Source organism: Micromonospora costi (genome assembly GCF_003626655.1).
GTDB lineage: Bacteria > Actinomycetota > Actinomycetes > Mycobacteriales > Micromonosporaceae > Micromonospora > Micromonospora costi.
Map to the genome: position 1 here is coordinate 1,517,384 of NZ_RBAN01000001.1, position 11,493 is coordinate 1,528,876.

Annotated in this window: 10 protein-coding genes; 4 read left to right on the forward strand and 6 right to left on the reverse strand. The window is 73.1% G+C overall.

From position 1 onward, the window contains the following. Nucleotides 1–2 precede the first annotated feature (2 nt). Nucleotides 3–1,274, forward strand: coding sequence for a 4-aminobutyrate--2-oxoglutarate transaminase (gene gabT, locus D7193_RS06835; RefSeq protein ID WP_120778450.1), 1,272 nt, complete (start codon nt 3–5; stop codon nt 1,272–1,274). Between the two features lie 45 nt (nt 1,275–1,319). On the opposite strand, the gene D7193_RS06840 is transcribed toward gabT, so the two are convergent. The 3 genes from D7193_RS06840 to D7193_RS06850 all read right to left on the reverse strand — a co-directional run bounded on the left by D7193_RS06840 (nt 1,320) and on the right by D7193_RS06850 (nt 4,365). Next, nucleotides 1,320–1,997, reverse strand: coding sequence for an RlpA-like double-psi beta-barrel domain-containing protein (locus D7193_RS06840; RefSeq protein ID WP_241562835.1), 678 nt, complete (start codon nt 1,995–1,997; stop codon nt 1,320–1,322). A gap of 122 nt (nt 1,998–2,119) precedes the next feature. Beyond that, nucleotides 2,120–3,253, reverse strand: coding sequence for a D-alanine--D-alanine ligase family protein (locus D7193_RS06845; protein ID WP_120778452.1), 1,134 nt, complete (start codon nt 3,251–3,253; stop codon nt 2,120–2,122). Then, nucleotides 3,250–4,365, reverse strand: coding sequence for a threonine ammonia-lyase (locus D7193_RS06850; RefSeq protein ID WP_120778453.1), 1,116 nt, complete (start codon nt 4,363–4,365; stop codon nt 3,250–3,252). The genes D7193_RS06845 and D7193_RS06850 overlap by 4 nt, the downstream gene beginning before the upstream one ends. A gap of 345 nt (nt 4,366–4,710) precedes the next feature. Between D7193_RS06850 and D7193_RS06855 the strand changes: the two genes are divergently transcribed. The 3 genes from D7193_RS06855 (at nt 4,711) to D7193_RS06865 (ending at nt 8,147) form a co-directional block, all read left to right on the forward strand. After that, a complete protein-coding gene (locus D7193_RS06855; protein WP_120778454.1) occupies nt 4,711–6,015 on the forward strand; it encodes a GAF domain-containing protein in 1,305 nt (434 codons plus the stop codon). Nucleotides 6,016–6,054: 39 nt separating this feature from the next. Beyond that, nucleotides 6,055–7,560 carry an aldehyde dehydrogenase gene (adh, locus tag D7193_RS06860; RefSeq protein WP_120778455.1) on the forward strand — a complete coding sequence of 502 codons (1,506 nt, stop codon included), beginning with the start codon at nt 6,055–6,057 and terminating at the stop codon, nt 7,558–7,560. Between the two features lie 227 nt (nt 7,561–7,787). Next, nucleotides 7,788–8,147 carry a DUF779 domain-containing protein gene (locus D7193_RS06865; protein WP_120779312.1) on the forward strand — a complete coding sequence of 120 codons (360 nt, stop codon included), beginning with the start codon at nt 7,788–7,790 and terminating at the stop codon, nt 8,145–8,147. A gap of 104 nt (nt 8,148–8,251) precedes the next feature. On the opposite strand, the gene D7193_RS06870 is transcribed toward D7193_RS06865, so the two are convergent. The 3 genes from D7193_RS06870 to D7193_RS06880 form a co-directional block, all read right to left on the reverse strand. Continuing rightward, nucleotides 8,252–9,151 (reverse strand): type IV toxin-antitoxin system AbiEi family antitoxin domain-containing protein, encoded by a 900-nt coding sequence (locus tag D7193_RS06870; protein ID WP_120778456.1) that lies wholly within the window; start codon nt 9,149–9,151, stop codon nt 8,252–8,254. Nucleotides 9,152–9,449: 298 nt separating this feature from the next. Continuing rightward, entirely contained in the window at nt 9,450–10,088 is a 639-nt protein-coding gene (locus D7193_RS06875; RefSeq protein ID WP_120778457.1) for a G5 domain-containing protein, read from the reverse strand. A 432-nt stretch (nt 10,089–10,520) separates the two neighbouring features. Continuing rightward, complete coding sequence (locus D7193_RS06880) at nt 10,521–11,366, reverse strand: DUF559 domain-containing protein (protein WP_241562836.1); 846 nt, start codon at nt 11,364–11,366, stop codon at nt 10,521–10,523. Between the last annotated feature and the right edge of the window lie 127 nt (nt 11,367–11,493).

Below are 11,493 nucleotides of genomic sequence, written 5' to 3' on the forward strand. Positions count from 1 at the left end.
CCATGACCTCCTCCGACGAACTGCACAAGCGGCGCGGCGCGGCCGTCGCCCGGGGCGTGGGCAGCGTGATCCCGTCCTACGTGGACCGCGCCTCCGGCGGGACGATCGTCGACGTCGACGGGCGGGAGTGGATCGACTTCGCCGCCGGCATCGCGGTCGCCAACGTGGGCAACTCCGCGCCACGGGTCGTGGCCGCCGTACGGGAGCAGGTCGAGCGCTTCACGCACACCTGCTTCATGGTGGCGCCGTACGAGTCGTACGTGGCGGTGTGCGAGCGGCTCAACGCGCTCACGCCGGGCGGGTTCGAGAAGCGGTCGGCGCTGTTCAACTCGGGCGCGGAGGCGGTCGAGAACGCCGTGAAGATCGCCCGGCACGCCACGGGCCGGCCGGCGGTCGTGGTCTTCGACCACGCGTACCACGGCCGGACCAACCTCACCATGGCTCTGACCGCGAAGAACATGCCGTACAAGCACCGGTTCGGGCCGTTCGCCGGCGAGATCTACCGGGTCCCGATGTCGTACCCGCTGCGCGACGGCGGGCTGGACGGCGCGACCGCCGCGGCCCGGGCGATCGAGATGGTCGAGAAGCAGGTCGGCGCGGAGAACGTGGCCGCGCTGCTGATCGAGCCCATCCAGGGCGAGGGCGGTTTCGTCGTACCGGCCGAGGGGTTCCTGCCGGCGCTGCGCGAGTGGGCGACGGCGGCCGGGGTGGTCTTCGTGGCCGACGAGATCCAGACCGGGTTCTGCCGCACCGGGGACTGGTTCGCGTGCGAGCACGAGGGCGTCGAGCCGGACCTGGTGACGCTCGCCAAGGGGATCGCCGGCGGGCTGCCCCTCGCCGCGGTGACGGGCCGGGCCGAGCTGATGGACGCGGTGCACGTCGGCGGCCTCGGCGGCACGTACGGTGGCAATCCCGTCGCCTGCGCCGCCGCGCTCGCGAGCATCGACACCATGCAGGAGCTGGACCTGGCCGCCGCCGCCCGGCGGATCGGGTCGGTGCTGGGGCCCCGGCTGCACGCGATCGCCGACCGGGACCCGCGGGTCGCCGAGGTACGCGGCCGCGGCGCGATGCTCGCCGTCGAACTGGTGCGGCCGGGCACCCTGACGCCGGACCCGGCCGCGACGGCCGCGGTGTCGGCGGCCTGCCACGCCGCCGGCCTGCTCACGCTCACCTGCGGCACGTACGGCAACGTGATCCGCTTCCTGCCGCCGCTGGTCATCTCCGACGCCGAGCTGGCCCGGGGCCTCGACATCCTCGACGCCGCGTTCGCCTGAGGCGTGGGCAGGGGCGCGGTCGGCGCCCCTGCCCACGACAGGCTGTCAGCGCAGGACCTCGACGGTGTTGCGGCGGACGACGTTCTTGCCCGGCTCGCGGATCTGGTCCATGGCCGCGGTGTTCAGCAGTACGCAACTGCCCGACGGGCCGGTCACCGTCACCGTGGTGGCCCGCCCGTTGTCCAGGTTCGTCACCCGCAACCGGGTGCCCGCCGGGAACCGGTCGCTCGTCGCCGTCGGTGCGCCGCCGTCGGCGAAGAACGTCACCGAGCCCGTGCAGGCCGAGCGGGGCGCCGGCCCCGTCGCACCGGGCGAGGCCGCGCCGGGTCGCACCTCGCCGGCGCCCGGCGGGGCCGGGGCGGGCTGCTGTGCGGCGCCGCCGTCGAGCCGTTCCACCACGTTGCGGCGGACGACGTTCCTGCCTGGCTCGCGGATCTGGTCCATGGCCGCGACGTTCAGCAGCACACAACTGCCCGACGGACCGGTCACCGTCACCGTGGTGGCCCGCCCGTTGTCCAGGTTCGTCACCCGCAACCGGGTGCCCACCGGGAACCGGTCGCTCGTCGCCGCGGGGGCGCCACCCTCCGCGGAGAAGGTGACCGACCCGGAGCAGACGGACTGCCCGGTCGGGGCGGTGTCCGCGAACCCGAGCCCGGTACCCACCGCGAGGGCCGCCGTGGCGGCGACCGCCACACCGGCCGCCAGCATGTGCCTGCGTTGCACCCGCACCCTGTTTCTCCCGTCGTCCGGTGGTGTCGTACGACGCCTGGTACGGACGGGAGCGCCGGACCGTTCAGCGGTGCGGCCGGATCACGACGGACCGTAGTGGGTTGACGCCGCTCTGGTCACCGCCCGTTGTCCGTGCCCGGGTTCGCCGGCCGCTCGGCGTGGCGGGCCACGGCGAGCGCGACCAGCCGGTCGACCACCTCCCGGTAGCTGACTCCGGACTCCGCCCACACCTTCGGGTACATGGAGTGCGCGGTGAACCCGGGCATCGTGTTCAGCTCGTTGACGTACAGGTCGCCGGTCACCTCGTCGTAGAGGAAGTCCACACGGGCGAGACCCCAGCCCCCGATCGCCGTGAACGCCCGTACCGACAGCTCCCGGATCCGCTCGGTGACCTCGTCGGGCAGCGGCGCGGGAACGATCATCGGGTCGGCGTCGCCGAAGTACTTCTGCTCGTAGTCGAACCAACCGCCTTCCACCCGTACCTCACCGACGGCCGAAGCCTCCGGACGCCAGCCGCCGAGCACGCCGCACTCCAGCTCGCGGCCGGTCACGCCCTGCTCGATGAGGACCACGTTGTCGTACCGCAGGGCCTCCTCGACGGCCGCTGCCAGGTCGTCCCCCTCGGCGACCCGGGAGATCCCGATGGAGGAACCCATCCGCGCCGGCTTCACGAACAACGGCCGGCGAAGGCCCAGCACCAGCTTCTCCGGGTCCTCCGCGGCGCGGTAGGTCTGCGCGTCGAACCAGACGTGCGGCGTGGTGGGCACCCCCTCGGCGCGCAGCGCCCGCTTCATCGCCACCTTGTCCATGCCCACCGCGGAGGCGAGGATGCCGCAGCCGACGTACGGGACGCCCAGCGACTCCAGCACCCCCTGCACCACCCCGTCCTCGCCGAACGGGCCGTGCAGCACGGGGAAGACCACGTCCAGCTCGGCGTGCACCGCCCCGGACGCGTTCGGCGCGGCGACGACGGCCGTACCCGGCCGGTTACCGGCACGCAACTCCACCACCGGGCCGGTCACGGGCAGCCGGTCGTCGATGGCGCGGCCGGCTCCCCCACCGGCACGCACCTCGGCCAGCACCGCGTCCGGCACGAGCCGGTACGCGCCGGTGCGGGTGACACCGATGGCCACCACGCGGTGACCGGCCGCGGCCAGGGCCCGGGCCACGCCGAGCGCCGAGGCGCACGAGACCTCGTGCTCCGCCGACGGGCCACCGAACAGGATCCCGATCCGGACAGGCGCGCTCATGCCGCCACTCCCTCCACACTCGTCACGCCGGCGAACTGCCGGGTCGCCAACCGGGCGACCAGGTCCGCCTCCACGTTGCCGCCGGTCAGCACCACGCCGACCGTGCGGTACCTCTCCCGCCGCCCGCCGTCCGGGCCGGCACCGGTGCGCCCGGCCGTCTCGTCGCCGAAACCGGCCGCGAGCCGCAGCGCGCCGGCCAGCCCGGCGGCGCCGGACGGCTCGGCGAGCACCTTCAGCTCCATCAGGAGCAGCCGGAACGCCTCGATGATCTGGTCGTCGTCGACCCGCACGACGTCCCGGACCGCGTCGCGCGCGATGGCGAACGGCAGCTCGCCCACACAGGTGGGCCGCAGCCCGTCGGCGATCGTCGGCGCCGGTGAGACCGGGGTCGGACGGCCGGCGGCCAGGCTGCGGGCCAGCGAGTCGCAACCTACCGGCTCGACGCCGTACACCTCGATCGCGGTTCCGGACGCGGCCAGGCAGGCGCCCGCCACGCCCCCGCCGCCGCCGACCGGCACCACCAGCGCGTCCAGCGGCGTGCCGACGCGCTCCGCCTCCTCGATCAGCTCGAGGCTGGCGCTGCCCTGTCCGGCGATGACGTCCGGGTGGTCGTACGCGTCGATCAGCGGGTGGCCCCGGGTCGCGCTGATCTGCCGGGCGGTGGCGACCCGCTCGTCGAGGGCGGTGCCGGCGAAGACGACCTCGGCGCCCGCCGCACGGGCGAGGGCCACCTTGGTCTGCGTCGCGTCGACGGGCAGGACGACCGTCGCCGTCACACCGTGCCGCCGGGCCGCCAGGGCCACCGCCACCGCGTGGTTGCCCGTGCTCTGCGCGACGACTCCGGTGTGCCCGGTCGCGGCGAGCCGCCCCACCGCCAGCATCGCGCCGCGCATCTTGTACGAGCCGCCGGTCTGCAGGTTCTCCGCCTTCAGGAGGATGCGGGCGCCGGCGAGCCGGTCGATCACCGGCGAGTTCAGCACCGGGGTGCGGATCACCCGGCCGGACAGCCACCCGGCGGCCTCCTGGACGCGCGCCCGGTCCGGCAGGCCACGGGCGGGCAACGGAGTCAGTGTCGGAACCGGCGTCGGTGCCGGCGGTCTGGTGCGGGACATCGTCTCTCCTTCAACCACGTGCCAGACGACACGAGGACGGCTGGCGGCCGCAGCCACGTCGGCCCGCACCTCGCGGGCCGGCCGCCGTCCGCGCGGAGAGCCCGTGCAGGTCGTCACGGCTTCTCTCCTCTCGGCTCCGGCGGACCGGGGCGGGTGCTCCGGGCAGGCCGGAGCGGGGACGCCGCGTACACGGATCCCGGGTGCGATCGGTTCGGAGGGGCAGGCCGGAAGCCCGGTCAACGTGGCGCAGGTAACTGCACGCCGGCGCGCGGTCCGCCGCGCCCAACCGGCCGCATTTGGCGATCAGAGGTGAGCTGCGTCACGATGGGCGCGAGGAGGTCGCCCATGGCCGACCCGTGGCTCGCCCTGGAAATCGGCGTCGATCCGGCGGAGCGGATCGCGCGGGTCGGCGCCGCCCACGAAGCCTTCCTCACCGGCGGCCCGGAGGCCGCCCTGCGGACCGACCGCCACCTGCGGGAGGTCGTGGCCAACTCGTGGCGCCGGTCCGCCGGCGCGCTGCTCGACCCGGAGAGCACACCGCCGGTCGAGCTCACCGACGATGCGCTGGAGAGCTACCGCGCCGGGCATCCTCTCGCCCGGGTGCTGCCCCTCTTCCGGGACCTGCTCGGCGGGATCGCCCAGGACGGCGCGCACCTCATGGCGATCTGCGACGCGCACGGGCAGCTGTTGTGGGTGGAGGGGCATCCGGGTGTGCTCCGGCGCGCCGAGCGGATGAACTTCGTCCCGGGCGCCCGGTGGGACGAGGCGCACGCCGGCACCAACGCCCCCGGAACCGCCGTCGCCGTCGACCACAGCGTGCAGATCTTCGCCACCGAGCACTTCAGCCGGCAGGTCCAGCGGTGGACCTGCGCCGCCGCGCCCATCCACGACCCCGTCACCGGCCGCCTGCTCGGCGCCGTGGACATCACCGGCGGCGACCACCTGGCCACCCCGCAGAGCCTCGCGCTGGTGCGGGCCACCGCCCGGGCCGCCGAGGTGCAGCTCGCCGCCGACCGTCCCCCCGACCCGGGGGTCGTCACCGTCTCCGCGCTGGGCCGCGACGAGGCGGAGCTGCGGGTGGACGGGCGCCGCATCCGGCTCGGCCGCCGGCACAGCGAACTGCTCGTGCTGCTGCTCGACCATCCCGAGGGGCGCACCGGGGAACAGCTCGGCCTCGACCTGTACGGCGACGACCGGCTGCACCCCGTCACCCTGCGCGCCGAACTGTCCCGCCTGCGCCGGGTGCTCGGCCCCGAACTGCTCGACTCCCGCCCGTACCGGCTGCGCGGGACCGTGCGCGCCGACTTCCGTACCGTCGGCGCCCTGCTCGACCGGGGCGATCCGGCGGGCGCGCTCGACGCGTACGCCGGGCCGCTGCTGCCCGCCTCCGACGCGCCGGGAGTTGCGCGACTGCGCCGGCTCATCGACGGCCAGCTCCGCGCGGCCGTGCTCGCCACCGCGGACCCGGCGCTGCTCGGCGCCTGGACCGCGACGCCCGCCGGCGCCGACGACCTGGCCGCCTGGCAGGCGCTGGCCCGGGCCCTGCCGCCGGGCGCGCCGCGCCGGCCGCTCGCGGTCGCCCGCATCCATCAGCTCGCCCGGGAGTACGACCTGCCCCGCGCAACGTGGCTGCAACGTTCCGGAAACTAGCGTCGCCGCCGTCACCGCACCTCGACGGCGGAGGTAACCATGGCACGCTACGACGCGCCCACCCACTGGCAGTCCCGCTACGACCACTACATCGGCGGCGAGTACGTGAAGCCGCACGGCGGGCGGTACTTCGAGAACCCGACCCCCGTGACCGGCCAGACCTTCTGCGAGGTGGCCCGCGGCACCGCCGAGGACGTCGAGAAGGCGCTCGACGCCGCCCACGGCGCCGCCGACGCGTGGGGCCGCACGCCGGTCGCCGAACGGTCGCTGATCCTCAACCGGATCGCGGACCGGATGGAGGAGAACCTGGAGGCCCTGGCGGTCGCCGAGACCTGGGAGAACGGCAAGCCGGTACGCGAGACTCTCGCCGCCGACATCCCCCTGGCCATCGACCACTTCCGGTACTTCGCCGGGGCGATCCGGGCGCAGGAGGGTTCGCTCGGCGAACTGGACGACGACACCGTGGCGTACCACTTCCACGAGCCGCTGGGCGTGGTCGGCCAGATCATCCCGTGGAACTTCCCGCTGCTCATGGCCACCTGGAAGCTCGCCCCGGCCCTCGCCGCCGGCAACGCGGTCGTGCTCAAGCCGGCCGAACAGACGCCCGCGTCGATCCACTACTGGCTGTCGCTGGTGGCCGACCTGCTGCCGCCCGGTGTCGTCAACGTGGTCAACGGATTCGGCGTCGAGGCCGGCAAGCCCCTCGCCTCCTCGGCGCGGGTGGCCAAGGTGGCGTTCACCGGCGAGACCACCACCGGGCGGCTGATCATGCAGTACGCCAGTGAGAACATCAAGCCGGTCACGCTGGAGCTGGGCGGCAAGAGCCCGAACATCTTCTTCGACGACGTGAGCGCCTCCCACGACGACTTCTTCGACAAGGCGCTCGAAGGGTTCACCATGTTCGCCCTCAACCAGGGCGAGGTCTGCACCTGCCCGTCCCGGGCGCTCATCCAGCAGGGCCACTACGCGGACTTCCTGGCCGCGGCGGTCGCCCGGACGCAGGCGGTCAAGCAGGGACACCCGCTGGACACGGACACGATGATCGGCGCGCAGGCGTCGAACGACCAGCTCGAAAAGATCCTGTCCTACCTGGACATCGGCCGGCAGGAGGGCGCCCGCGTCCTCACCGGCGGCGCGCGGGCCGACCTCGGCGGCGACCTCTCCGGCGGGTACTACGTCGAGCCGACGATCTTCGAAGGCGACAACTCGATGCGGATCTTCCAGGAGGAGATCTTCGGGCCGGTGGTCTCGGTGACCTCGTTCGCCGACCTGGACGACGCCGTGAAGATCGCCAACGACACCCTGTACGGGCTGGGCGCGGGCGTCTGGACGCGGGACATCAACACCGCGTACCGGGCCGGGCGCGCCATCCAGGCCGGCCGGGTGTGGACCAACTGCTACCACGCGTACCCGGCCCACGCCGCGTTCGGCGGGTACAAGCAGTCCGGCATCGGCCGGGAGAACCACAAGATGATGCTGGAGCACTACCAGCAGACCAAGAACCTGCTGGTCAGCTACTCCCCCAAGAAGCTCGGCTTCTTCTGATGGGCGCCGCCTCGTCGGGCGCCGCGGTACCCGGTCCGCCGGGCGCCGCGGCGCCGCCCGCGCCGGTGCCGTCCCGCGCGCCTTTGTCGCCGTCCGGCCCGCCTTCGTCGCCTTCCGGCCCGCCTTCGTCGCCTTCCGGGGCGGCTTCGTCGCCTTCCGGGGCAGCGCCGGCCGTGTCGCCTTCTGGGGCGGCGGCGCCGGTGCCGCTTCCGCGGGCGGCGTCGCCGGTGTCGCTTCCGCCGACGACCGATCCGGTGTCGGTGACGCCCGCCGCCGCGGACCTGATCCGGTCACTGCGGGAACAACACGGGCCGCTCATGTTCCACCAGTCGGGCGGCTGCTGCGACGGCAGCGCCCCCATGTGCTACCCGGCGGGCGAGTTCCGCACCGGCGGCTCCGACGTGCTGCTCGCGTCGCTCGCCGTGGACGGCGTGCCGGAGCCGGTGGAGTTCTGGATGTCCCGCTCGCAGTGGGAGCTGTGGAAACACACGAGGCTCACGGTCGACGTGGTGCCGGGCCGGGGCAGCGGCTTCTCCCTGGAAGCCCCCGAAGGAGTCCGCTTCCTGATCCGCTCCCACCTGGCCTGACGGGCCCCGCCGCCGCCGACCCCGTCGATCATGCAGTTGTGGTGCCCGGAGCACCCGCCTTCGCACCTTTTGCGGGGCACCATAACTGCATGATCGACGCGACCTCAGCCTGCGAGCAGGAGCGTTTTCACCGTGGTCACTATGTGGGTGGGGCGGTGGTAGAGGTCTCGGTCGGTGAAGTGACGCATCTGCCAGCCGTTGGCGGCCAGCCAGTTCATCCGGGCACGGTCGCGACGCAGGCGATCACGGTCGAGGTGCGTACGGCCGTCGTACTCGATGCCGACCCGCCGCTCCCGGTACCCGAGGTCCAGGCGGTAGAGCGGAATGCCGTTCCGGTCCGGTACCCACACCTGCGGCTGCGGGGCCGGTAGCCCGCCATCGATCAGGAGCAGCCGCAACTGGCTCTCCTGGCGGCACTCCGCGCGAGGATCGGCGATGCGGATCAACGCCCTCGCCTGACACACGCCGCGCAGCCGAGCGTGTCGTGCCACCTCCGCGAGCAGCTCGTCGGGGCCGCACGCGCCGGCACGCAGACACAGGTCGAGCAGGGGCAGCGCGTCCATCCGACGCAGCGCGCGGGCGAGGTCGACGGCACAGCGAGCGGCCGGCGCGCACGGAACCCCACCGAGCAGGACCGGGTCGCGGACCGGAAGCACAGCCTCGTGTACGACCACGCCCCTGACCCGCGGTACGACCACACCCGCCGGCACGATCACGTGTACGGCACTGGACTCGACGGCACCGAAACCGTGCAGCCGGGCACCGGTGTGAAATCCGATCACGGCGCCCTGCGGGAGCCGACGAAGCAGTGCCGCCAGACGACGGTTCGAAGCGCGCTGCTGACCCGGGGCGGGCGCGCCTCCGCGGCTCGCCGGGCCATCGGCCCGCCCGTACACGCCTCTCGACAGCCGGTCCAGCTCTCCCGCCCCGACCAGTCGCCGCAGCTGTTCCCTGCTGAGGCCGGAGTCGAGCAGTTCCGAGTAGAGGTACGGATCCCACGCCACACCTCGACCCTGCCCAAACCACCAACCCAGCAGGAGCCCCGTCCCCGCCCCCTGTGGACAACAAGACCCCCTGTGGAAAACCCCACCACCGGCCCACCGTCTGCTAGGCGCCCCCACGCCGACCCGCCCCCAGGGTCCGCCTACCCTCGCGCCGATCCGCCCTCACGTCCGCCTGCCCTCGTCGATCATGCAGTTGTGGTGGTGGGCAAAGGATGCGATAACACCAGTAAACAGGCACCACAAGTGCATGATCGACGGGGAGCGGGGCGGGGCCGGGGGGGGGGCGGGCAGAGCCGGGCTAATCGCAGGCGTAGCCGTCTCCGTCGCGGTCCAGGTCGTAGATGTCGCTGCCGATCACGCGCACCGGTCCTGACACGTACGCGGGGCCGTTGCCGCTGCCGCCGGCGCAGTCCACGTCGCTGGCGATGGGGACGCAGCCGCTGTAGTTGGGATCGCAGGTGGACTGCGGCTTGGTACCGACCGCCACGACCTGGGTGACCGGCTGCTTCGTGACCACGGACTTGATCAGCTTCTTGCCGGTCTGCACCCCGTCGGTGATGGTGACCTGGTAGGTCAGGGTCCGTACGCCGTTCACGCCCTTCGTCCGCACGACGCGCTTGCCCTCGGCGAGGTTCGGATCCTCGACGGTCCGCTGGCCGTACTTGATGGTCGCCGTCTCGGTGACCGTACGCTTCTCGACCGTCGGGCTCGACGGCGCGGACGACGAGGGCGCCACGGCCGACGGCGCCACGGCCGAGGGCGCGACGGAGGACACGTCGACCGACGGCGGCGTGCCCGCAGGTTGCCCGACAGCCGTCGCGGGCGTACCGGCGACAGCCGGTTCACGCTCCGCCGAGACCGGACTGGTCGACCCGTTCTGTTCCGGCTCGCCGGCCACAAGGCCGATGACGCCCAGGCCGCCGCAGCAGAAGAGCATGAGGGACAACGCCCCGCCGACGATGAGCCCGGTCCGCTGCCCGGGTGTCAGCCGCCGGAACCAACTCGGACGCGCGCCGGGCGATACGGCGTACCCGGGCCCCGGCGGCGGAGGGAATGGTGATGGTGGATGTGTCACGCGCCGAGTCTCGTCGGCAGATCGACTCGGCAAATCCCCTGACCTGCCGCTTCCCCGGACCCTACCGTTGCCGCGGGCAACGACGCGGGTACCGCCCGGCAGCGGAAAGTAGTTGCCCGTTCAACCAGCGGCCACGAGGACCAACCCGACCGGCCATAGAGGACAGATCACTCGGTCCGGCGCTCTCCACCACCCGTCCCCGCGATCTTGCACTTTGTGCCCCTGAAACGCGGCTTATGCCGGAAAAGCCGGGGCCAAAAGTGCAAGATCGCGAGCGAGGAAGAGGGCGCGGGATCAGGACAGGGCTGCGCGGATCGTGGTCACTATTCGGTACGGGTGGTGGTACAGGTCCTGGTCGGTGAAGTAGCGCATGCGCCACCCGTTGGCGTCGAGCCAGTTCACCCGTTCCCGGTCGTACCGGAGGCGCTCACGGTCCAGATGGGACAGCCCGTCGTACTCGATGCCGATCCGGCGTTCGCGGTAGCCCAGGTCGAGGCGGTAGCGGCGCACACCGTACGGGTCATGGACCCAGATCTGCGGCTCGGGCGCGGGCAGCCGGCCGTCGATCAGGATGAGGCGTAACTGGCTCTCCTGACGGCACTCCGCCCGACCGTCCGCCAGCGGGACGAGGTCGCGTGCCTGCCGGACGCCGCGCAGCGCCCGATGGGCGGGCAGTTCCGCCAGCAGGTCGTCACGGGTGACCGCGCCCGAGCGAAGCGCCGCGTCGAGCACCGGCAGGGCGTCGAGCCGTCGTACGCTCCGGGCGAGGTCGACCGCGCACCGGGCCGCCGGTACACACGGGAGGCCGTCGACGAGGACGGGCCGCACGGGTACGACCGAGTGGTGCACGACCAGGCCGGGCAACCGGGGCCGGGGCACGTCGGCCGGTAGCTGGACGTGGACCTGGTCCTCCCGGAGCACACCGAACCCGTGCCGGCGGGCCGCGCTCTGCCGGGTCAGGGTGGCGCCCTCGGGCAGGCACAGCAGCAGCGCCCGGAGTTCGTCGTCGTCCTCGTAGGGCCGGGCGGCGTAGACGCCCCGACGGACCCGGAGCAGTTCCTCCTTGCGGACCTGGGTCCGGAGCCGCTTCACGGTGAGGCGCCGCAGCAGGTCCTCGACACGCCACAACTGGGTAGCCACAGCGGCACTATCCCGAACCGACGAGCCCGCAAGCGGCCCCCGAACTCCGCCCCTGTGGACAACCCCTCCCCTGTGGACAAACCCCCAGGCCCCGCGCCGTCGTGCTAACCACCCCCGCGATCTTGCA

Bases quoted from the DNA above. Each gene is read 5' to 3' on its own strand.
- gabT (WP_120778450.1), top strand. From the start codon at position 3: ATGACCTCCTCCGACGAACTGCACAAGCGGCGCGGCGCGGCCGTCGCC.
- D7193_RS06845 (WP_120778452.1), bottom strand. From the start codon at position 3,253: ATGAGCGCGCCTGTCCGGATCGGGATCCTGTTCGGTGGCCCGTCGGCG.
- D7193_RS06850 (WP_120778453.1), bottom strand. From the start codon at position 4,365: ATGTCCCGCACCAGACCGCCGGCACCGACGCCGGTTCCGACACTGACT.
- D7193_RS06855 (WP_120778454.1), top strand. From the start codon at position 4,711: ATGGCCGACCCGTGGCTCGCCCTGGAAATCGGCGTCGATCCGGCGGAG.
- adh (WP_120778455.1), top strand. From the start codon at position 6,055: ATGGCACGCTACGACGCGCCCACCCACTGGCAGTCCCGCTACGACCAC.
- D7193_RS06875 (WP_120778457.1), bottom strand. From the start codon at position 10,088: ATGCTCTTCTGCTGCGGCGGCCTGGGCGTCATCGGCCTTGTGGCCGGC.